Raw genomic sequence first — 21481 nt, 5'->3', positions numbered from 1 at the left:
TTGATTGGTATCCGAATACGGCTGTGATTTCAGGATGCCGTAGTTTATAGAAAAGAGTCACCTTAGTGCCAGTGAAATTTGTGATCTGGATCAATCCAAGTCCATATCGTTACTAAAAATTAACCAAATACCTTATTAAGTATTATAGCAGTGAAACTGGTCTTTAAATAAAAGCCCCTAGGGTTGGTCATTTTGAGGCTACCATCTTCGGCAATGCTTTGTGTTAACGCCTTACTATTCGCGGCCTTAGGTCGCAATTGCAGCACTTCTCCGTGGCGCGCTGTAAGCCTCTCTACTTTTCCGAGGGCGATAAGCTCCATGATCTCTTCCCAATCCTGTTGCAGTAATTGCAACTCGTGCGGATCCGGTTCCCACAATATTGGCGTACCTATACGGCGCTCACCCACAGGAATATGCCTCTCTCCTTCAACGGGTACCCAAAGTACTCGCTGTAACTTATGGCAGACTAAGCTGTTTTGCCAGGTTAATCCTTGGATATTCGATAGCGGCGCCACGCAGACATAAGTGGTCTCCAGCGGTCGCCCCTGTGTATCAATGGGGATAGTTTTAAGCTCGACCCCTAAATGCAGAAAATCTTGCTCAGGTTTAGAACCCGCCGTTGCGCCTAATTCCATTTCGATTAATTGACCGACCCAACCTTTATTGCGTTTAAGATCCTTGGGGACACGAATGCTTCTTTGGCTTGCTATCTGCGCCAAACTCACGCCCGCCATCATGTTGGCACGTTCGAGTAGTTCAGATAGATTCTCGGGGGGGATAATTCGATTCATGGCTGGATTTTACTTAAAAATAACTGCTTAGCAATGGTGGTTAAAAAATGAGCCCTACAGGGTGGATTAACTTGTACCGAATGTTTTTATTCTAAGTGACTGATTTTAAATTTTATATCCGTGTTAACCCCCGTTTTGCAAAAAAGTGTTCAAAGTTACTCTCTGCTTTCCCTTGCGTTCCCCACATACTTATCCACAGATATTATGGATAACTCAGTAAAGTGAGCCTCTTAACCTAATAAAAACCCTAAGTCAATGCGAATAAAGTGCATTTATTCTGGCTTTTGTGGACAGTTGTGGACACTATTTGTGTATAAAGTTGAGTTATATCGCGAGAATGATAGAAATACTTCTTGCTGGTCAAATAATGAGCTTTATTGGTTTTTCAGTCTAAAATAAATCGTGATAAAAATGCAAGGCTATGAATTTATTTGTTATTAAGTTTTAACTCTAATTTTTTAAAATGATGGTAAATAGATGTTTTTTGAACGTTATAACAAGTTCACCTGAGTTTCAAACAGAGATATCCACAGAAAATGTGGATATCCCCGGATTTCATCCCCTAGCGTTGTTGATAAATGTCTTTTAAGTCAGATGTTATCCAAAGCTTAGGATAAAATAGAGGTTTGCTGAGAGACTAGCTTTATGAAACAATCAGTTTATTAAAATTTAATGTGATTTGGAGTCCATGTGATTGATAGCGACGGCTTTCGCGCAAATGTGGGCATTATAATTTGTAATAGATATGGCCAAGTCATGTGGGCTAGACGTTTCGGTCAACACTCATGGCAATTTCCTCAAGGTGGCGTCGATGATGGCGAGACAGCAGAAGAGGCTATGTACCGTGAGTTGTATGAAGAAGTGGGCCTAAGACCTGAACACGTGCATATATTAACCTCGACACGTTCTTGGTTGCGCTATCGTTTGCCAAAGCGTTTAGTGAGGCAAGACAGTAAACCTGTGTGTATCGGGCAAAAACAAAAGTGGTTTCTGTTACAACTGAAAAGCCAAGATAGTGCGATTAATTTGAGTTCTTCTGGACATCCTGAATTTGACGATTGGCGCTGGGTAAGTTATTGGTATCCTGTGCGGCAAGTGGTGTCATTTAAGCGTGATGTTTATCGTAAGGTGATGAAAGAGTTTGCGGTAACGGCATTGTCATTCCAAACCCTAGAAATACCTAGGAAACGGGGAAGACAAAAAACAACGGGCTGATTTTCAAAAGAGGATTGAAAACAGTGTTAAATACGCTTAGGGATATTACTCAGGCTGTGGCATCAGCCCACAGTTTGGAAACCGCATTAGAAATCTTAGTTTCATCGACTAAAGCGGCGATGGAAACCCAATGTTGCTCCATCTATATCCTAGAAGAGCAAGAACTCGTGTTATCTGCAACCGATGGCCTTGAAAAAAGCGCCGTTGGTCGAGTACGTATGCCGCTGACTGAAGGTTTAGTTGGACTCGCTGCCCAGCGAGAAGAGGCCGTTAATTTAGCCGATGCTCGGCTTCATCCAAGGTTTAAGCTTTTTCCTGAAGTCGCCGAAGAAGAATACCGCGCTTTTTTAGCTGTACCTATTATCTATCAGAAGGCTGTGGTTGGGGTGATAGTGGTACAGCAGGCGAGTGCTCGCCAATTCAGTGAGGGCGAAGAAGCCTTCCTGATGACGCTCGCCGCCCAATTAGCGATGGCGGTGCGTGGCTTAAAACAAAAAGCACAAGTCAGCTCCCATCATCAACAAATTCTGTTTCAAGGTACTTCAGCATCAAACGGTATCGCCATTGCGTATGCCTTCGTACTTGGTGGGGAAATTCCCCTTGAACAGCCTGAGGTGCGTTCTGACGATATTGCCTATGAATCGAGCCGCTTAACCACGGCTATGGTGCGTTGTAAAGAAGCGATAGGTGCCTTATCTCAACGGTTTGATCGTGAGCAAGATGACGAAGTTGTCTCCATTTTCAATGCATTACAGTTACTGCTCGATGATGCTAGTTTAGGCGGCGAATATACCCGTGAAGTGCAATTAGGTTGGGCTGCTGAGTCGGCGGTGAGCCGAGTGTCTCTACGTTATATTCAACAGTTTTTAGCAATGGAAGACCCTTACCTTAAGGAGCGGGCTAGCGATATTCGCGACTTAGGTCAAAAAGTATTGCGCCAACTTATTGAGCCAGAACGTCTAGAGCTTGAGCCCGATAAACCTGTAATCCTCATTACCCGTGAAGCCGATGCGACTATGTTGGCTGAGTTCCCAAGGCAAAAGCTTGCGGGTATTGTCACTGAGCTTGGTGGCGTAAACTCCCATGCCGCCATTTTAGCCCGTGCCTTAGGTGTGCCTGCTATTACAGGTGTAGAGCAACTGTTATCCGCCAATATTGACCAAAAACTTTTGGTCGTAAACGCAAGCCGTGGTCAGTTATTGGTGTCGCCATCACCTGCTATTGTCGGTGAGTATCGTAGCCTGATTTCGGCACAAAAAGCCTTGCAACGCCAGTATGCCCAAGAATTAGCGCTGCCTTCTGTAACCTTAGATGGTTCACGTATTCGCTTGTATCTCAATGCGGGATTACTCAGTGGTGTGGCTTCTGAAATTGCAGAGGGCGCCGACGGTATTGGGCTTTATCGCACTGAAATTCCTTTTATGTTGCAACAGCGCTTCCCGAGTGAATCTGAGCAAGTCAAAGTCTATCAACAGGTCTTATCGGCCGCGTCCGGTCGACCTGTGGTGATGCGTACTTTAGATGTGGGAGGCGATAAACCTTTACCGTATTTCCCGATTAAAGAAGACAATCCTTTCCTAGGATGGCGCGGGATTCGCTTGTCTCTGGATCATCCTGAGCTGTTTTTGGTGCAGTTACGGGCCATGCTACAGGCTGGGGGAGACGGTAAACAGTTAAGTATTTTGCTGCCTATGGTCAGCAACTTAGATGAAATCGATCAATCCTTAGAATATTTGCAACAAGCCTATGTTGAATTAAAAAACGATGTTAACAGCGACATAGTGATGCCACGAATAGGCATTATGCTCGAAGTGCCTGCCATGTTATATCAGTTGGATGATGTGGCAAAACGAGTGGATTTTGTCTCTGTTGGTAGTAATGATTTAACCCAATATTTGCTGGCTGTTGACCGTAATAACCCGCGGGTGAGCTCGTTATTTGACAGTTATCATCCTGGAATATTGCGGGCTTTGCATCAGGCGCACCTCGATTGTCGATACCATAAACTCGATATTAGTATCTGTGGAGAGCTCGCGGGCGAACCTATGGGAGCCATTTTGCTGGTGGCTATGGGATACGATCAGTTGAGTATGAATCAGGGCAGTTTAGCGCGGATCAATTATCTATTGCGACGTGTTGCGCGGGCCGATTTAGATCAATTACTTGCTAAAGCGCTGAGCCTATCAAACGGCTTCCAAGTGCGTGAGCTGGTTAAAGAATATTTGACCCAGCAGGGTCTCGCAACAATTCTTAATTAACTAATGCTGTGTTTTGCTTTAAGCTAAGGCCCTCAATTTATCACGCTGTAGGTACTCGTGTGGATAGTTTGTTGTTGGTGTTCTTTATTTGCTTGGCTTTAGGCGCATTTGTCGGCTTTATGGCTGGATTATTAGGTATCGGTGGCGGCTTGATTGTAGTGCCGGCACTGCTTTATATTTTGCCATCGGTCGGTATTAGCTCTACTCAGCTCCCCCATATTGCAATTGCCACTTCGCTAGCAGCCATTATTCTCACCTCTATTTCGTCGGCACGTGCCCACCATAAGCGTGGCAATGTGCCTTGGAATTTATTCAAATCAATGTTACCGGGCCTGATTATAGGCGCGCTGGCTTCAGGTTTTATTGCTGAGCGTATTCCCGCTGATAAGTTACAACAAGGTTTTGCCATCTTTGTGATTTTAATGACAATTCAAATGGCTTATCCCGTTAAGACCGAATCAAATCGTCAATTACCTAATTCAGTAGTGCTTTTTGTCGTATCGGCTTTTGTTGCAGTTTTGGCAGGTTTGACCGGGATAGGTGGCGGTATATTGATAGTGCCATTTTTGACTTTTTATGGTTTACAGATGCGTCAAGCCGTGGGCTTTTCTGCGGCGATGGGCTTCTTAATCTCTCTTTCTGGCAGTTTCGGCTATATTATTGCAGGAATGAATGCCCCTGAGTTGCCCTATGGTACCTTAGGCTATATCTATTTACCTGCATTGTTTGGTTTAGTAATCACTTCTGTCTTGATGGCGCCTGTGGGGGTAAAAGCGGCGAGCACTTGGCCAACACCTGTACTTAAAAAGATATTTGCATTGTTACTTCTATGTGTCGGCCTTAAGTTAATTCTGACCTAGTTTTTATGTTTATCTTTGTTTTAGGCTGCTAATGGATGTGTTATGGCGTTGAGTTTCCCCAATATCGATCCCGTGATCGTTTCATTTGGACCGTTTAATCTTTTTGGACAAACCTTTGAACCGGCACTGCGTTGGTATGGTTTTACCTATTTAGTCGGATTTGTTGCGGCCATGTGGTTGTTGAACCGCCAAGCCGACCGTTCAAAAGGGATATGGACGCGGGAGCAAGTTTCAGATTTACTCTTTTATGGTTTTCTTGGGGTGATTTTAGGTGGTCGTATCGGTTACGTGCTTTTTTATCATTTCGATTATTTCCTCGCCAGTCCCCTCTATTTATTTAAAATCTCGGAAGGTGGCATGTCCTTCCACGGCGGTTTGATGGGCGTGATTACGGCGATGCTTTATATCGCGTGGAAACAAAAACGTACTTTTTTTGCTGTCGCCGATATGGTGGCACCTGTTGTGCCTATTGGTTTAGGCGCTGGTCGTATTGGTAACTTTATTAACGGCGAGCTTTGGGGACGAACCACTGATGTGCCTTGGGCTATGGTGTTTCCAACCGGTGGGCCTGACCCACGTCATCCATCCCAGTTGTATCAGTTCGCCCTTGAAGGCGTAGCATTATTCCTATTACTTTACTGGTTTAGCAAACGTACCGATACAGTCGGTGCGGTCTCTGGTATGTTCTTAGTCGGTTACGGTATGTTCCGTATTATGGTTGAAACTGTGAGGCAACCCGACACACAGTTGGGACTCTACTGGGGATTTATGACTATGGGGCAGATACTCTCTGTGCCTATGGTGTTAATCGGTTTGTACTTGATTTTTCGTAAGCAAGGTAAGCAGCAATGAAACAGTATTTAGACTTAATGAAGCACATATTAGCCGAAGGCGTGGATAAATCGGATCGCACAGGTACTGGGACTCGCTCGGTATTTGGCTATCAAATGCGCTTCGATTTGAGCAAAGGTTTTCCTTTGGTGAGCACCAAAAAATGCCATATGCGCTCTATCATCCATGAATTGCTGTGGTTTCTGAAGGGTGAAACTAACGTTGGCTATTTACGCGAAAACAAGGTCAGCATTTGGGATGAATGGGCCGATGATAATGGCGATTTGGGCCCAGTTTATGGTGCCCAGTGGCGCAGTTGGCCAACCCAGAGTGGTGATGCTATCGATCAGATTTCGCAAGTTATCGCCCAGATAAAATCTCAGCCAGATTCTCGCCGTCTTATCGTTTCTGCGTGGAACGTGGGCGAACTGGATAAAATGGCTTTGGCACCGTGCCACGCGTTTTTTCAGTTCTATGTAGCCGATGGTAAATTATCTTGTCAGCTGTATCAGCGTAGTTGTGATGTGTTTCTTGGTTTGCCATTTAATATTGCCAGTTATGCTTTGTTAACTATGATGGTCGCCCAGCAATGTGACTTGGCCTTAGGTGATTTTGTGTGGACGGGTGGCGATACCCATTTATATTCTAATCATATGGAACAGACGGCACTGCAGTTAAGTCGTGATCCAAAACCGCTGCCGACTATGACTATTGTACGCAGACCTGAGTCGATTTTTGACTATCAATTCGATGATTTTGAATTAACAAACTACGCTCCACACCCTCATATTAAAGCCCCTGTTGCTGTGTGAAGTATGTTTTTTAGTCTAACACTTCGGGATAACCGAGGTGTTAGGTAGAAACTTACGATTATATTTGTTATTACAATTCGTCTACACTCAATTCATTATGATTTTTAGGAGTGCAAGATGGAAAAAGCAATTAGAAATTTTCTGAGCCAAGAGTCGGCTGGCGGTATCCTGTTATTGGTTGCTGTTGCCTTAGCCATGCTGATGGCCAATTCCCCCTTATCTGGACTTTATCAAGGCTTTTTAGGCACTGACGTTCAAGTCAAAATTGGCGAGCTCAACATACACAAGCCACTTATCCTGTGGATAAACGATGGCTTGATGGCCATATTCTTTTTGCTGATTGGTTTAGAAGTGAAACGTGAGTTACTTGAAGGCGCCTTATCAAGTGTCGCTCAAGCTTCCCTGCCTACCTTTGCAGCCATTGGCGGCATGTTAGTCCCTGCTGGTGTGTACTTACTGTTTAACTACGGTGATCCTGTCACACAAGCGGGCTGGGCGATTCCTGCCGCGACCGATATTGCCTTTGCCTTAGGTATTATGGCGCTGCTCGGAAGCCGCGTTCCTGTTTCACTGAAAGTCTTCTTACTTGCTTTAGCTATCATCGATGACTTAGGCGTCATAGTGATTATCGCGCTGTTTTACAGTACTGACTTATCAACCATCAGTTTAGTGATTGCCAGTTTAGCGATTGCGGGCCTGGTCGGGTTAAACCGCAAAGGGGTTACTTCACTTTTACCCTATGGCATCTTAGGGTTAATTCTTTGGGTTGCCGTACTTAAGTCTGGAGTGCATGCGACTCTGGCTGGCGTCATCATTGCTTTTTGTATTCCATTGCGGGCAAAGGATGGCAGTTCACCCTCAGAAGGCTTAGAGCATAGTTTGCATCCTTGGAGTACTTTCCTCATTTTGCCAGTGTTTGCTTTTGCCAATGCGGGCGTTTATGTCGGCAATATGAATTTGGAGACGTTAATTTCTCCTGTTCCTGTTGGTATTGCATTGGGCCTGATGTTAGGTAAGCCAATCGGTGTAATGTTATTTAGCTTTATTGCGGTGAAACTAAAATTAGCTCAATTGCCCGATGGCGTAGGTTGGAAGCAAATTGCCCCCGTCGCGGCCATGTGCGGTATTGGTTTTACTATGTCTATGTTTATTGCGTCGTTAGCCTTTGAACATGCAGACCCTATGTACGGTGACTTAGCACGCCTAGGGACCTTAATCGGTTCGATTATGGCAGCGTTAGTCGGGTATTTCTGGTTATCAAAAGTGTTACCTAATAAAGGAGTATAACTATGATAAAGTTGAAATTAATGGGAATAGCAACGCTCTTATGTTTATCGACATCCGCGACGGCATCGCAAATTTCGGCCTGTAATCAGGATGCAAACTCGCAGACTTGCCAAAGCTATCTTGAAGGGATAGTGGATGGCGCTTTGATGTTTAAATCTGATTCCTTAGGGGCGAGATTAGAAACTAATGGTTATGAATCGAGGGCACTTAAGTATCGCGGTGGTAAACGTTTCCAAGAAGCGAATCGAACCTATTGCGCCGAACGTATTCCAGAACGTAACGTTTTAGTTTCAGGAGTCACTGAAGCGGTAAGTCTGGGGAATGCTGCCGATTTGGAGCAGTTACAAGGCATAGTTACTAACTTACTCGACTGCCAGCGTTTAAAGTAACTTGACTGGGAATCATCAGGTTTTTAATCATCTGATTTTAAACTAATCGAGTTTAAAATAACACAGTAACCCCTCAGCGCTTTGGCGTTTGAGGGAGCATTAACAGCGGGTTAGCATGCTGCACTTGAATTATAACCACTTGTATTATTTTTGGATGATTAAGAAAAAGGGCTCAGTCGCGAAGGCGGCCGAAGCCCTATGTTTGACGCCGCAAACGATAACGGGGCAAATTCGTGCCTTAGAAGATAGGTTAAACGGCAGTCTGTTCAAGCGAGTCGGGCGGACATTGGAGGCGACAGAATTAGGTGAATTGGTTTTTCGCTACGCCGATAAGATGTTTAGCCTTAGCTATGAAATGCTCGATTTACTTAACTATCAAAAAGCGGATGCCATGTTATTCGAGGTGGGTATTGCCGATGCCTTATCTAAAGCTTTAGTCAGCCGAGTTTTATTATCCGTAGTGCCTAATGACAATTCTATGCACTTAGCCTGCTATGAGGCGACTCACGAGAGCCTAATGGCGCGTTTACGTGAGCATAAACTGGATATGATCCTTTCGGATTGTGCAGGTGAGTCACTGAAATACCCTGAAATTTTATCTAAAAAATTAGGCGAGTGTGGCGTGAGTTTTTTCTCCGCTGAGACTTATAGCGCTGATTTTCCTGCCTGTTTAGAACAAGGCCAGCTATTAATCCCCGGCCGTAGAACTTCACTCGGACAACAGCTATATCGCTGGTTTGACGAGCAAAATCTTAAAGTCAGTATTTTGGGCGAGTTCGATGATGCGGCCATGATGAAAGCCTTTGGTTACCTTAAACGAGGTATTTTTGTCACTCCGTCGATTTATCGCCAAGAAGTGATTTCCCATGGTATGAATTTGCTCGGTGAAACCACCGATGTGAAAGAGGAATACCATGTGATGTTTGCCGAACGTATGATCCAACATCCTGCGGTAAAGCGATTATTGGATACAGATTTTAGCGATCTCTTTGAGGGGCTCGATACGCAAGTACAACAATGCTAATTTTGTAAGTCAATATGAAGGGTTAATCGACACTTTAGTCAGTGAACTGATAGACTAATGCCAAATCTGTGTTGGGAGAAATACCTTGGAATTAATGAACATCGCAAGGGTTCGCTGGGCATGTCGCCGTGGGATGCTGGAATTAGACGTCTTGCTTCAACCTTTTGTTGAAAACTTCTATCAAGAAATGTCCGATGAAGATAAAACCGTGTTTATCCGTTTGTTGGAATGTGAAGATCCAGAATTGTTTGCTTGGTTTATGGGCCATGAAGTGTGCCCTGATATTGAACTGGCTCGTATGATAGTGAAAGTCCGTGGAAGACCGGCACCATAGTTTCAGTGTAAAAGCCTCTTTCGACCAACGACTCTCGTTGGTCGTTTTTATTGGTGTCTGTTCTAGCTCATTTCTGCTTTGGCCCCAAAGCGACATTATCGCCTTATCTCTGCTTAAATATTTGTTTATCGTACTTGTTAGTATTTTTTTGCTGTCGCAGTTGTGGCGACTGCAGCATTGGCGTTTAGATTTTGTGCTGAGTGATAAAGGCGAGGGACGTTTGTCAACGGGGGAGCACTTTCAGGTACTAAAACGCACTTGGGTCACGCCCTTTGTTTGCTTGATTTATATCGAAGTGGATACTCAGCTGCGGCTCTTGCTGGTTTGGGCTGATATGTTAAATGATACTGACTATCGACATTTATGTCGGCTGTTGCTGCGGGCTAAAATGCAACAGACTAAACCTCATTCTGAGATTTAGTCTGTTTATGATGAAGTCACCTATGCGGTTACTTTTCTGGTAGTAAAATAGTCGGGCGAGGCGCGTCTAATTTCTCTGGATGATCGATATTAAAATGCAGTCCACGGCTTTCTTTACGCTCCATGGCACAGCGAATAATTAATTCGGCCACTTGCACTAAGTTACGTAATTCGAGCAAGTTATTGCTAACCCTGAAGTTACTGTAATATTCCTGAATTTCTTGCTGTAACATCAGGCAGCGGCGCAGTGCTCGCTCCAGACGTTTATCAGAGCGTACAATTCCAACGTAGTCCCACATGAATAACCGCAGTTCGTGCCAGTTATGGGCGATGACCACTTCCTCATCCGAGTTCGACACTTTACTTTCATCCCATGCTGGAATTTGTCCCGGGATTTGAATTTTATGCAGTTGGCTTTCTATGTCCTGTGACGCCGCACGGGCAAACACTAAACATTCGAGTAACGAGTTACTCGCCAGACGATTGGCACCATGTAAGCCCGTATAGGCGACTTCACCAATAGCATAGAGACCATTGAGATCCGTCTGACCGTGCATATCTGTCATTACTCCACCGCAGGTATAGTGAGCAGCAGGCACGACAGGAATCGCATCTTTAGTGATATCGATTCCCAGCTCTAAGCAACGGCTATAGATGGTCGGGAAATGCTTCATCACAAAGTCAGCATCTTTATGGCTGATATCCAGATACACACAGTCGGCACCCAGACGTTTCATCTCATAGTCGATGGCGCGGGCAACGATATCACGGGGAGCTAATTCGGCACGTTCATCAAAGTCCGGCATAAAACGGCTGCCATCTGGACGACGCAGATAAGCCCCTTCACCACGCAGGGCTTCGGTGAGTAAGAAGTTGCGCGCATCTGCGTGGTACAAGCACGTCGGATGGAATTGGTTGAACTCCATATTCGCCACGCGGCAACCTGCACGCCATGCCATGGCAATACCATCGCCGCTGGCGACATCAGGGTTTGAGGTATATTGATAAACCTTAGAGCTACCACCAGTCGCTAACGCGACAAACTTAGCCTTAACGGTTTCGACGTGTTCTTCATTGCGATTCCAGACATAAGCGCCTAACACACGATTACCTGGGCGATTTAATTTACGGGTGGTGATGAGGTCGATGGCGTTATAGCGTTCTAAAACTTGAATATTGGGGTGGGCGAGTGCGCGTTCTTGCAGTGTGGTTTGCACTTCTTTGCCTGTGGCATCGGCAGCATGCAGAATACGTCTGTGGCTATGGCCGCCTTCACGGGTTAAATGGTAAGGTGCATCTTTTGCGTTCCCGTCTGTGGTTTCTTCTTTATCGAAGGCGACGCCACATTCGATAAGCCATTGCATCGCACTCTTGGCATTTTCAGCCGTGAAAGTGACAACGTCTTTGTCACATAAACCCGCCCCTGCGATTAAGGTGTCTGCAACATGGGATTCGATAGTGTCACTTTCGTCGAAGACGGAGGCGATACCGCCTTGGGCGTAGTAAGTCGACCCTTCCGAGAGTGGGCCTTTTGAAAGCAGAATTACTTTTGCTTTTTCAGCAAGATGCAAAGCTAGTGTCAGACCTGCGGCACCGCTACCTATGACTAATATGTCAGATTGGTGTTCAACTACTTGTTTCATCGGGTATCATGATGTGACTGAAGAGTGCCAACTATGGTAAACCAACTCACCGATTATGGGTACTTTCCTTTTTACCTTACTTTTTTTGTATAATTTTTAGAACTTTTTCAAAGCCCGCGAGTCTACATAAGTGAATATGATTCGAGCGACTGAGAAATCAGCATTTTAGATTTAGGAGAAGTCGGCTCGGATGAGTGGACAATTAAGTGATCAACAATTAGTTGAGCGCGTACAACAAGGTGATAAAAACGCTTTTAACCTGTTAGTGCTTAAATATCAAAGTAAAGTCATTAGCTTGATATCCCGTTATGTACGGAACCAAGCGGACGTTGCTGATGTCGCACAGGAAGCGTTTATCAAAGCTTACAGAGCTTTGCCAAACTTTCGCGGTGAAAGTGCATTTTATACTTGGTTGTACCGCATCGCAGTAAACACTGCGAAGAATTATCTCGTATCACAGGGGCGTAGAACGCCTGCGAATGATGTTGATGCAGAAGATGCCGAATATTACGAAGGTAGTGACGCGCTGAAGGAGTTTGCCTCCCCAGAACGGCTAATGTTATCGGATGAAATCAAAAAAGTGATTTTCGATACATTAGAGACCTTGCCTGAAGAATTACGAATGGCCATCTCATTGCGTGAACTCGATGGTATGAGTTACGAAGATATTGCCATAGTCATGGATTGTCCTGTCGGGACCGTAAGATCACGTATCTTCCGAGCACGAGAAGCAATCGATAAAAAGCTCCAGCCTTTGCTGGAAGCCTAAATTCTTATTTTAAGAAACCCTTATATTTAGACAGGTGAAAAATGGATAAATTAGGTCAAGAATGGGTATCTGCCGCAGTCGATGGAGAGACTGATGCGCAGACCATGGCAGAGTTATCTGCTGATACACATTCACATGATAAATGGCATAACTATCATATGATAGGCGATGCCATGCGTGGCGAGTTGCCGCAGAATATTGTGTTAGATCTCTCTGCTAGCATTGCTGCCGCCATTGAACTTGAGCCAGCGATAGTTGCGCCTAAGCATCATGCGTCTAACGTTGCTGCACCTGTAACGCCACAAATTGCCGCCAATTCGGAGCAAAGCCGCGTCATACCTTTATTTAAGCAATTTGGTCAATATGCCATTGCTGCGACGGTTGCTATGTTTGCGATTGTGGGTGTGCAGAATTACAATCAAACCGCCGATGATGCCGCGTCACCATCGCCCGTGTTAATTACAAGGCCGCTTATTGGTAGCGCATCACCTGTGAGCCTACAAACCGGTCCTGTACAACAGAATCAAGGCTATACCAATGATCAGGTGAATGAGCAACGTCGCCGAATTAATACTTATATCCAAGATCATATGTTGCAACAACGATTGAATACTGGTGCGGTTGTAGAGGACAATACCGAGGTCGTACCCGTTCCGGTCAATCAATAACGAGGAGTTAGCTTGCGTCTAATCCTGTTGGCTTTATTAGCCTTGGTCTTTCCTGCAACCGCGCAGGAGGACATGCCTGCCAAAGCTTGGCTCGAGAAAATGAGTCAGGCTTTACGAGAGAAAGAGTTTAAAGCATCGATTATTCAACTTCAGGCCGATCATATTCGGCCTTTGGTTTACCTGCACGGTAAGGTGAATAATCAAGAAGTTGCCTTTCTAGAATACCTTAACGGTCCACCCAAAAATGCAGTGCGTGTCGGTAATCGTGTCACCTTTATTGAGCACGATGAGCCTGCGTATAGTATCGTTTCTAATCATATTCAAGGTGTCTGGCCCGCTGCTTTCTCTGCCAATATGGCGGACTTAGAAGTGGGTTATCAGTTTGTACTCGGTGGCCGTACCCGTATCGCTGGGCGTCCGGGGCAGATGATCCGCCTGTTGCCTAATGATGAATTCCGTTATGGCTTTCAAATTTGGCTTGATATGGAAACCTATCTACCGCTGAGATACGACATGCTGACTCAAGATAAGCAATTACTTGAGCAGATCATGGTGATTGAACTCATTGAATTCAGCGAGCCGCCAGCCATTTTGCAAGAGGCCTATAAGCAAGAGTGGCCGGCAGTTATCGATCAAGCCGAGCGCCAAGACGGTCAAAACTGGCAATTTGCTTGGTTACCCGCAGGTTTTACTGTGGTAGTGCGCGACCACCATAGATTAATTGGCAGTCACGAAGCGGTGGAATACATAGCACTGACCGATGGACTGGCAAATATTTCTGTTTATGTGGCGCGTGCGGGCACGAGTCCATTGCCTGAAGAATTAATTACCCGTAATGGCTTGTCGTTAGTCTCAGAAAAAGTCGGTAATGCCGAAGTGGTTGCTGTGGGTAAAGTGCCGACAGAAACTCTAACGCGCATTGCTAAAAGTCTGACGCTAGAATAGGACGCCGATTATGATGGAAGAAATTGCCAGAGTCGTCTCCAGTGATAGTCAAGGCTGGTTGACGGTTGAAGTGGAACTTAAGAGTACCTGCAAGAGCTGCAGTAACAGTGAGTCTTGCGGGACCTCTGCAGTCGCTCAGGCTTTTTCCTCGAAAACCCAGCAATTTTCTATTCAGAGTGACCGCCGCTGCGAGGCTGGTGAATTACTCAAATTAGGCCTTCCCGAGAGCGTGATCCTCAAAGCCGCGGCATTAATCTATTTAATGCCGCTGTTTGGCCTGTTTGTCGGCGCAGCATTAGGACAATTTTTAGGCCAGTTGCTTGAGTTTAATCCTAACCTAGGTGCCATGGGCTTTGCGGCCGTTGGTGCCTTGATTGCGTGGTCTTTTGGTAAGCAACAGGCTAAACGTTTAGAAGTTGATGCTCAGCCTGTGATTTTGGCCTATTTAGGTAGGAGCATCAATTTAAACGAATTAGCTCAATAATTTCAATGTTTTATTTTTTATCAAATAGCAGCTAACTGCGGTTTTGGGCGTTGTTTTATCGGCCTGTCTTAAGTAGGAGTGAATGTGATTGGTATTGAAACCGCAATCAGGTACAATTTCGCTCCTTTAAACCGTATCCATTTTCAGTATTAGTCATTGCAGCATAATGAAACAAATTAGAAACTTCTCAATTATTGCCCATATCGACCATGGTAAATCGACGCTATCAGATCGTCTTATTCAGGTTTGTGGCGGTTTAACCGACCGTGAAATGGATTCTCAAGTTTTAGATTCTATGGATCTAGAACGTGAGCGTGGTATTACGATTAAGGCACAAAGTGTCACTTTGGATTATAAAGCCAAAGATGGCCTTGTCTATCAACTCAACTTTATTGATACCCCAGGTCACGTTGACTTCTCCTACGAGGTCTCGCGCTCATTAGCTGCCTGTGAAGGTGCTTTGCTGGTGGTTGATGCGGGTCAGGGCGTTGAAGCTCAGACACTGGCAAACTGTTATACCGCGCTGGATATGAATCTAGATGTGGTACCCATTTTAAACAAGATTGACTTACCACAAGCCGATCCAGAACGTGTTGCTGCCGAGATTGAAGATATCGTCGGTATTGATGCGATGGATGCTGTGCGTTGTTCGGCTAAAACCGGTGTCGGTGTCGATGAGGTTTTAGAAGTCATTGTTGCCAAAATTCCACCGCCAGAAGGCGATCCTGACGCACCATTGCAAGCCTTGATCATCGATTCTTGGTTTGATAATTACTTAGGCGTAGTGTCGTTAGTGCGAATTAAACACGGTAGCCTGAAAAAAGGTGACAAGTTTAAGGTAATGTCTACAGGGCAAAACCACACTGCGGATCGCGTGGGTATTTTCACGCCAAAACAAACTGACAAAACCGAACTTAAAACCGGTGAAGTCGGCTTTGTGATTGCGGGTCTGAAGGAAATTCACGGCGCGCCCGTGGGCGATACGTTAACTTTAGCCAAAAATGGTGCTGAAAAGCCGTTACCTGGTTTTAAGAAAGTGAAGCCACAGGTATACGCTGGCGTATTCCCAATTTCGACCGACGAATATGAAAACTTCCGTGATGCGTTGAACAAACTCAGCCTGAACGATGCGTCATTATTCTTTGAACCTGAAAGTTCATCGGCACTCGGTTTTGGTTTCCGCATTGGCTATTTAGGCCTGCTCCACATGGAAATCGTACAAGAGCGTTTAGAGCGTGAATACAACCTAGAGTTGATCACCACTGCGCCAACCGTAGTGTACGAAGTTGTTATGACCAGCGGTGAAACGATTTACGTTGATAACCCGTCTGATCTGCCTGCGATTAACAACATTGAAGAAATGCGTGAGCCGATTGTTGAGGCCAACATTTTAGTGCCAAAAGAATACTTAGGTAACGTGATTACCCTGTGTATTGAAAAACGTGGCACCCAAGTGAACATGGTTTACCACGGTAACCAAGTGGCTGTAACTTACCATCTGCCAATGGCGGAAGTGGTCATGGACTTCTTCGACCGTTTGAAGTCCACTAGCCGTGGCTATGCATCCCTCGAATATAACTTTATTCGTTTCGATCCTGCAGACATGGTGCGTTTAGATATTCTCATCAACGGCGACCGAGTCGACGCCTTGGCTATGGTTATCCATAGATCAAACATTCGTCACCGTGGTTTAGCCTTAGTGGATAAGATGAAAGAACTTATTCCACGTCAGATGTTTGATATTGCGATTCAAGCGGCGGTGGGCAGTCAAATTATTGCACGTTCAACCGTGAAAGCCCTGCGTAAAGACGTAACGGCTAAGTGTTATGGCGGCGACGTTTCTCGTAAGAAAAAACTCTTAAATAAACAAAAAGAGGGTAAGAAACGGATGAAGCAAGTAGGTAACGTTGAGGTGCCACAAGAAGCATTCTTAGCGGTACTTAAGCTAAACGAGTAATCGTTAGTATAAGAAGTGACAATTTAGTTGACTATTGCGCCGCTGTTTGCGGCGCTTTAGTTAGGTTATCGCATTGGTTTATCACTTTGGTTTACCAAGGTCGAATACGGTAAGTTAACTAAAGTATAATATTCGCTGAGTTAGGCACCTTTAATTATTTTTAAGGCAGGAGTTCAATAAGCAATGGCAGCGTATTTTTCCATTATTCTAGTGCTAATCACCCTGATCTCAGGACTTATTTGGTTAGTCGATGTGCTCGTTTTCGCCCCAAAGCGTCGTGAGAGTTTAGCGTTAGCAAAGACATCACAAGCGAATTTAACTGAAGAAGCTGAGTACCAAATCATTCGTGAGTCGACCATAGTCGAAACCGCGCATTCTATCTTCCCTGTGATTGCCTTTGTGTTGATCCTACGTTCATTCATTTATGAGCCATTTCAAATCCCATCGGGTTCTATGATGCCAACCCTCTTAGTGGGCGACTTCATTCTGGTGGAAAAATTTAGTTATGGGCTTAAAGATCCCGTATGGCGCACTAAACTGGTTGAAACTGGCGAGCCCAAACGCGGTGATGTGGTGGTATTTAAATATCCTGAAAATCCGCAAATTGACTACATTAAGCGTGTTGTCGGTTTACCGGGTGATAGAATTATTTACCGTAACAAGCAGTTGATGATCCAGAAGGCCTGTGGCGTTGAGCAAACAGCTTGCCCAGAACCACAAGTTATCGCCCGTACTGAAATCAGTCGTGGTGATTACAGCCAAGATGGCGTGCCATTACTGCGTTACACGGAGCAACTGGGCGAGGTCGCCCACGATATTTTGATCAACCCAAGTCGTCCCGACATGCTGGGATATTTTAAGCGCGAAGGTAATTTACCCGCGGGTGAGTTTTTAGTGCCAGAAGGCCATTACTTTGCCATGGGTGATAACCGCGATAACAGTACCGACAGTCGTTTCTGGGGCTTTGTGCCAGAAGAGAACCTTGTTGGTAAAGCGGTAGCGATTTGGATTAGTTTTGAATTTGACCGTTCAAAAGCCGACTTCCTCCCAACTTGGGTGCCAAGCGGTGTACGTTTTGAGCGTGTAGGTGGAATTAAATAGCATGGAACCGATTAAAAATTTGCCACGTTTGTGTCGTACTTTAGGTTATGAGTTCAAGAATATTGAGCTTTTGACTCAAGCGCTGACCCACAGAAGTGCGGCAAATAAACACAATGAACGCTTAGAGTTTTTAGGTGATTCAATTTTATCTATTGTGATTTCTGATGCTTTATATCATCAGTTTCCGAAGGCAACCGAAGGCGATTTAAGCCGGATGCGTGCCACCTTAGTTCGCGGTGATACCTTAACTATCATCGCCCAAGAGTTTAAGCTCGGCGATTATTTATATCTCGGTCCTGGCGAGTTGAAAAGTGGCGGATTTAGACGCGAGTCGATTCTTGCCGATGCGGTTGAAGCCATTATTGGCGCCGTTTACCTTGATTCCGATCTCGAAGTTTGCCGTGCATTACTGCTGAAATGGTATGCCGAGCGTTTGGCCGAAATCCAACCTGGGATCAGCCAGAAAGACGCTAAGACATTACTGCAAGAACATTTACAAGGGTTTAAAAAGCCGCTGCCTGATTACCAAGTAATCAACATAGAAGGCGATGCCCACGATCAGACATTTACCGTTGAATGTCGTATTGAAGACTTGAGCCAAAGCGTCATTGGTGTGGCGAGTTCACGCCGCAAAGCCGAGCAAATCGCGGCCGCTCAAGTATTGGAGTTACTAAAGAAATGACCAAAAAAACAGACTTGTCAGGTATCGATGCTGCAAAAGCGGCAACTGAGCCGAGTTTAGATGAATTACTGGCAAGGATGAATGCGGCCGCGCCAACGCCGTCGGCCCAATACGATGTCACTTATTGTGGCATGGTGGCGATCATTGGTCGCCCTAACGTCGGTAAATCAACGTTAATCAACCGTTTGCTTGGTCAGAAGGTAAGTATTACTTCTAAAAAGCCACAAACCACGCGCCACCGTATCATGGGTATTCATACCGATGGTCCGAAGCAAATTGTGTTTATCGATACACCAGGTTTACACATAGAAGAGCAGCGGGCGATTAACCGCCTGATGAACCGCGCAGCAGCCAGTTCGCTTGCCGATGTAGCTATGGTGATTTTTGTGGTCGATGGCATGACGTGGACCGCCGATGATGAGATGGTGTTGAGTAAATTACGCCGTGGCGGTGAAGAGCGTCAGACAATTCTGGCGATCAATAAAGTCGACAATATCAAAGACAAAGAATCGCTATTCCCGTATTTGGAAGAAGTTGCTAAAAAATATCCTTTCGATGAAATTTTGCCGATTTCTGCCAGTAAAGGCACTAACGTTAAGCGCATTTTAGAGCTGGCGGCGGCGTCGATTCCTGAAGGACCTTTCTTCTTCCCTGAAGACTATGTTACCGATCGTTCGCAACGTTTTATGGCGTCGGAAATTGTGCGTGAAAAACTGATGCGCTTCTTAGGTGATGAATTACCCTATGATGCGACAGTTGAGATTGAACAGTTCAAGATGATGGAAAATGGCGTTTATCAAATTAATGCCTTGATCCTCGTTGAGCGTGAAGGTCAAAAACGTATGGTGATCGGTAGCAAGGGCGAACGTATTCGTACTATCGCAACTCAAGCTCGCTTAGACATGGAGACCTTGTTTGATAATAAAGTCTTCCTCGAAGTGTGGGTGAAAGTGAAATCCGGTTGGGCCGACGATGAACGCGCCCTGCGTAGCTTAGGTTACGGCGACGATTAAGCATTAATTCCAGCGAGCGCGCTTACCGATGAAACGTGGCTACGTTCTACATCATCGCCCATATCGAGAGTCCAGTGTCTTAGTTAACCTTTTAGTTGACGGCATTGGACGGGTCGATGTGGTTGCCCGAACCGGCAGCGGTAAGCGCTCTATCAAGAGTATTCTCCAGCCCTTTCAACCGCTGATCTTCGAATTTAGCGGTAAGTCTGAATTAAAAACCTTAACTCAAGTCGAAGCCGCTGCGCCTGCTGTGCCTCTTTCTGGCCAAAGTTTGTTTGCTGGTATGTATATCAATGAGTTATTGGTTCGCACTTTGTCTGTACAGCACAATGCCGAAGAGTTGTTCCTCATTTATCATCAAGCCTTAGTCGGCCTTGCCGCGAAGTTTTGCCAATCCCAACTGCGTTATATTGAGCTCGCCTTGCTGCGGGAATTAGGTTTTATGCCTTCTCTTAGCCGCGATACTCAAGGTGAACCACTCGTACCTGATGATTATTACCAACTCGTGCCTGAGTTAGGTTTTCAATTTGTGCTTAACTCCCGTGCTCGCAACGCCTACCAAGGGGCAATGTTGACGGCGCTTAACGATAACCAGCTCACCGACGCACATTTTTTGAGCGCCAAGTTGTTGATGCGCTCCCTGTTAACGCCATTACTCGGGACTAAACCTTTGTTGAGTCGACAATTGTTCGCCAGCACAGCCGTACCAACTAAGATTGATGGGAATAATTCGCCCTAGCTCCTGTTTTTTAGCGTGAGCCTCAGTACAATAGGCCGCAATATCAGCGTTAAACATTAAGGAGTTCCCGATGAGCCGTATCTTATTGGGCGTGAATATCGACCATATTGCTACTCTGCGCCAAGCCCGTGGCACCAGTTATCCTGATCCTGTGCATGCTGCTGCCGTTGCTGAACATGCTGGCGCCGATGGCATCACTATCCATTTGCGTGAAGACAGACGCCACATCATAGACCGCGATGTATATTTGTTGGCAAAAACCTTGAAAACCCGCATGAATTTTGAATGCGCTGTGACCGAAGAAATGCTTAACATCGCCTGTGAAATTAAGCCAACCTATGTCTGTTTAGTGCCAGAAAAACGTCAAGAAGTCACCACTGAAGGCGGCTTAGATGTGGCGGGGCAGTTAGATAAAATCACTGCTGCAGTGACTCGTTTAGCTGCTGAGGGTATTCAAGTCTCCTTATTTATCGATGCCGATAAAACCCAAATTGATGCCGCTGTTGCTTCTGGCGCACCGCTTATTGAAATTCATACAGGCTGTTATGCCGATGCAAAAACGGAAGCAGAAGAAGCTATTGAGTTAGCGCGTATTAGCGAAATGGCAAAATACGCCCATGGCAAAGGTTTAGTGGTTAACGCGGGTCATGGTTTGCATTATCACAACGTGAAACCCATCGCGGCGATTCCTGAGTTATATGAACTCAATATCGGCCATGCGATTGTCGCACGTGCCGCCATTGACGGTTTGGCGACAGCAGTGAAAGACATGAAAGTGTTAATGCTTGAAGGTCGTCGAGGCGAATAATGGCGATTGTCGGCCTAGGCACAGATATCGTCGAGATTGAGCGTATTCAGGTCCATGTGGCACGCGCAGGCGATAAGCTAGCTAAGCGTGTGCTGACCGAGGCAGAGTTAGCCATTTATACTGCCCATAGTCAGCCAAGTCGTTATCTTGCCAAGCGTTTTGCGGCAAAAGAAGCCGCAGCCAAAGCGCTCGGTACGGGTATTGGCCGCGGCGTGTCGTTTCAGCATATTCACATTGGCAACAATGAGGATGGTGCACCGACGATTCACTTTACCGAGGGTGCGCTGACGCGCTTACAGCAGCTTAAAGCGACGGTTGGGCATATCTCTATTGCCGATGAGAAGTCCTATGCGATTGCGACGGTAATCATAGAGTCTCAATAAACCTGAGTTTGTGTCTGTTGGCGGTAAAAAAGGAACCTTAGGGTTCCTTTTTTCATTTCTGGATGGGT

Annotated in this window: 23 protein-coding genes; 21 read left to right on the top strand and 2 right to left on the bottom strand. The window is 45.5% G+C overall.

Annotated elements, in window-relative coordinates:
- Positions 1–119: 119 nt before the first annotated feature.
- Entirely contained in the window at positions 120–791 is a 672-nt protein-coding gene (gene mutH, locus L5L77_RS06875) for a DNA mismatch repair endonuclease MutH (RefSeq protein WP_263184805.1), read from the bottom strand.
- Between the two features lie 690 nt (positions 792–1481).
- On the opposite strand from mutH, the gene rppH reads away from it, so the two are divergent.
- The 10 genes from rppH (at position 1482) to L5L77_RS06825 (ending at position 10222) form a co-directional block, all read left to right on the top strand.
- Positions 1482–2006, top strand: coding sequence for an RNA pyrophosphohydrolase (gene rppH, locus L5L77_RS06870; RefSeq protein WP_006080762.1), 525 nt, complete (start codon positions 1482–1484; stop codon positions 2004–2006).
- 23 nt (positions 2007–2029) lie between these two features.
- Positions 2030–4264 (top strand): phosphoenolpyruvate--protein phosphotransferase, encoded by a 2235-nt coding sequence (gene ptsP / locus L5L77_RS06865; protein ID WP_105249864.1) that lies wholly within the window; start codon positions 2030–2032, stop codon positions 4262–4264.
- Positions 4265–4323: 59 nt separating this feature from the next.
- Entirely contained in the window at positions 4324–5124 is an 801-nt protein-coding gene (locus L5L77_RS06860) for a sulfite exporter TauE/SafE family protein (RefSeq protein ID WP_263184804.1), read from the top strand.
- A gap of 42 nt (positions 5125–5166) precedes the next feature.
- Positions 5167–5976 carry a prolipoprotein diacylglyceryl transferase gene (gene lgt / locus L5L77_RS06855; RefSeq protein WP_263184803.1) on the top strand — a complete coding sequence of 270 codons (810 nt, stop codon included), beginning with the start codon at positions 5167–5169 and terminating at the stop codon, positions 5974–5976.
- Positions 5973–6767 carry a thymidylate synthase gene (gene thyA, locus L5L77_RS06850; protein ID WP_263184802.1) on the top strand — a complete coding sequence of 265 codons (795 nt, stop codon included), beginning with the start codon at positions 5973–5975 and terminating at the stop codon, positions 6765–6767. Before lgt ends, thyA begins: the two co-directional genes overlap by 4 nt.
- 117 nt (positions 6768–6884) lie before the next feature.
- Positions 6885–8054 carry a Na+/H+ antiporter NhaA gene (gene nhaA / locus L5L77_RS06845; RefSeq protein ID WP_028760832.1) on the top strand — a complete coding sequence of 390 codons (1170 nt, stop codon included), beginning with the start codon at positions 6885–6887 and terminating at the stop codon, positions 8052–8054.
- Between the two features lie 2 nt (positions 8055–8056).
- Positions 8057–8443: a hypothetical protein gene (locus L5L77_RS06840; protein WP_212599984.1), complete on the top strand. Its 387-nt coding sequence runs from the start codon at positions 8057–8059 to the stop codon at positions 8441–8443.
- A 115-nt stretch (positions 8444–8558) separates the two neighbouring features.
- Positions 8559–9467, top strand: a complete 909-nt coding sequence (gene nhaR, locus L5L77_RS06835; RefSeq protein ID WP_028760830.1) for a transcriptional activator NhaR — start codon at positions 8559–8561, stop codon at positions 9465–9467.
- 85 nt (positions 9468–9552) lie between these two features.
- Positions 9553–9801 carry a succinate dehydrogenase assembly factor 2 gene (locus tag L5L77_RS06830; protein WP_173246130.1) on the top strand — a complete coding sequence of 83 codons (249 nt, stop codon included), beginning with the start codon at positions 9553–9555 and terminating at the stop codon, positions 9799–9801.
- Complete coding sequence (locus L5L77_RS06825) at positions 9782–10222, top strand: protein YgfX (protein ID WP_105249859.1); 441 nt, start codon at positions 9782–9784, stop codon at positions 10220–10222. Before L5L77_RS06830 ends, L5L77_RS06825 begins: the two co-directional genes overlap by 20 nt.
- A 28-nt stretch (positions 10223–10250) precedes the next feature.
- Here L5L77_RS06825 and nadB read toward each other — a convergent pair whose 3' ends face one another.
- Entirely contained in the window at positions 10251–11864 is a 1614-nt protein-coding gene (gene nadB, locus L5L77_RS06820) for an L-aspartate oxidase (RefSeq protein ID WP_168823426.1), read from the bottom strand.
- A 190-nt stretch (positions 11865–12054) separates the two neighbouring features.
- Between nadB and rpoE the strand changes: the two genes are divergently transcribed.
- From rpoE to acpS, 11 genes are all read left to right on the top strand, one after another.
- Entirely contained in the window at positions 12055–12633 is a 579-nt protein-coding gene (gene rpoE, locus L5L77_RS06815; protein ID WP_028760826.1) for an RNA polymerase sigma factor RpoE, read from the top strand.
- A 41-nt stretch (positions 12634–12674) separates the two neighbouring features.
- A complete protein-coding gene (locus L5L77_RS06810; protein WP_263184801.1) occupies positions 12675–13301 on the top strand; it encodes a sigma-E factor negative regulatory protein in 627 nt (208 codons plus the stop codon).
- A gap of 12 nt (positions 13302–13313) precedes the next feature.
- Positions 13314–14246, top strand: a complete 933-nt coding sequence (locus L5L77_RS06805) for a MucB/RseB C-terminal domain-containing protein (RefSeq protein ID WP_028760824.1) — start codon at positions 13314–13316, stop codon at positions 14244–14246.
- Positions 14247–14256: 10 nt separating this feature from the next.
- Positions 14257–14730 (top strand): SoxR reducing system RseC family protein, encoded by a 474-nt coding sequence (locus L5L77_RS06800; protein WP_105249858.1) that lies wholly within the window; start codon positions 14257–14259, stop codon positions 14728–14730.
- Between the two features lie 166 nt (positions 14731–14896).
- Complete coding sequence (gene lepA / locus L5L77_RS06795) at positions 14897–16687, top strand: translation elongation factor 4 (RefSeq protein ID WP_028760822.1); 1791 nt, start codon at positions 14897–14899, stop codon at positions 16685–16687.
- Between the two features lie 183 nt (positions 16688–16870).
- A complete protein-coding gene (lepB, locus tag L5L77_RS06790) occupies positions 16871–17788 on the top strand; it encodes a signal peptidase I (RefSeq protein WP_263184800.1) in 918 nt (305 codons plus the stop codon).
- A gap of 1 nt (position 17789) precedes the next feature.
- Entirely contained in the window at positions 17790–18470 is a 681-nt protein-coding gene (gene rnc / locus L5L77_RS06785) for a ribonuclease III (protein ID WP_012088603.1), read from the top strand.
- A complete protein-coding gene (gene era / locus L5L77_RS06780) occupies positions 18467–19483 on the top strand; it encodes a GTPase Era (protein ID WP_028760819.1) in 1017 nt (338 codons plus the stop codon). Before rnc ends, era begins: the two co-directional genes overlap by 4 nt.
- A 28-nt stretch (positions 19484–19511) precedes the next feature.
- Positions 19512–20222 carry a DNA repair protein RecO gene (recO, locus tag L5L77_RS06775; RefSeq protein ID WP_263180810.1) on the top strand — a complete coding sequence of 237 codons (711 nt, stop codon included), beginning with the start codon at positions 19512–19514 and terminating at the stop codon, positions 20220–20222.
- Between the two features lie 70 nt (positions 20223–20292).
- A complete protein-coding gene (gene pdxJ, locus L5L77_RS06770) occupies positions 20293–21030 on the top strand; it encodes a pyridoxine 5'-phosphate synthase (RefSeq protein ID WP_113940663.1) in 738 nt (245 codons plus the stop codon).
- On the top strand, positions 21030–21413 hold the full coding sequence (gene acpS / locus L5L77_RS06765; RefSeq protein WP_263200210.1) for a holo-ACP synthase: 384 nt from the start codon (positions 21030–21032) through the stop codon (positions 21411–21413). Before pdxJ ends, acpS begins: the two co-directional genes overlap by 1 nt.
- The last annotated feature ends 68 nt before the right edge of the window (positions 21414–21481 follow it).

This window comes from Shewanella sp. SM29, from assembly GCF_025654245.1.
Classification (GTDB): domain Bacteria; phylum Pseudomonadota; class Gammaproteobacteria; order Enterobacterales; family Shewanellaceae; genus Shewanella; species Shewanella oncorhynchi.
Note: the sequence above shows the minus strand (reverse complement) of the source record. Positions and strands in the feature narration are given on the sequence as shown.